General features: G+C 38.2%; 1 protein-coding gene and 1 pseudogene. Both read right to left on the bottom strand.

Features of this window, described 5'->3' with window-relative positions:
- The coding region (locus O9323_RS10255; protein ID WP_288125050.1) for a Uma2 family endonuclease at positions 1-449 on the bottom strand (449 nt) is incomplete at its 3' end.
- A 101-nt stretch (positions 450-550) separates the two neighbouring features.
- A pseudogene (locus O9323_RS10250) lies at positions 551-1,013 on the bottom strand (Uma2 family endonuclease); the annotation flags it as partial.

The raw sequence follows: 1,013 nt of genomic DNA, 5'->3' as shown, positions 1-1,013 counted from the left end.
TGTCCCTCAATTAGTCTAAATCCTTGCCATTCTAAGGTATTAGGATCGAACCAAAAATAATTAGGAGTGCGAAAAGTGTTTTGATAGAGAATTTTCTTTTTAGTTCGGTCAATATTGGCCGTGGAATCGGAGAGAATCTCGACGATTACATTGGGATATTTTCCCTGTTCTCCCCAAACCACCCAACTTTTGCGGGGACGTTTTTCTGTATCTAAAACCACAAAAAAATCTGGACCACAGAAATCGCGCTTTTTTAGTTGTTCTTCGTTATAGTAGATAGTCAGATTACCGGAAGCGTAGTAATCGTTTTTCTCTTGCCATAATAATTCTAGACAACTGAGTAGAATTATGATTTGTTGCAGGTGTAAATCACTTTCCAAGGGTGGTTCATCACTCCATAAATCCGTGGGGGGACAGGTAACTTCTGGTAAAATGTCGAGAGTTGTCATAGTTTTTCCCCGGCTGGGACATTGATCTAATTATAACAGCTATGAGAAATTATCAATTAGAAATTAGGAATTAGGAATTAGGGATGGGGAATTTTAACCAGCTAAATTGTCTGGGGGTTGATGCCTAATTCTCGTAATTTTGCCGCTAATTTTTCCTTAGCTTGTCGTTCTTGTTCTTTTTCTAAAAGAGCCTGTTCTTTTGCCTGTCTTTCCTGTTCCTTTTCCGAAAGAATCTGTTCCTTTTCTAAAAGAATCTGTTCCTTTGCCTGTCGTTCCTGTTCTTTTTCTAAAAGAGCTTGTTCTTTTGCCTGTCGTTCCTGTTCTTTTTCTAAAAGAATCTGTTCCTTTGCTTGTCTTTGCTGTAATTCAGCTTCTTGGGGAGTGGGAACCAATTGACCATCGACGGTAAAATAACGCAGTTTCCGGTCAAATATGCCTAAATATAATCCTAACTCTTCACTCCATAGATAACCCTGCTCATTAGCAGAAATAGCTTGATATTGTCCCTCAATTAGTCTAAATCCTTGCCATTCTAAGGTATTAGGATCGAACCAAAAATAATTA

The organism is Microcystis sp. LE19-131.1A, assembly GCF_027532015.1.
Classification (GTDB): Bacteria; Cyanobacteriota; Cyanobacteriia; order Cyanobacteriales; family Microcystaceae; genus Microcystis; species Microcystis ichthyoblabe_A.
The sequence above is the reverse complement of the archived record's forward strand: the minus strand, read 5'-3'. Positions and strand labels throughout refer to the sequence as shown.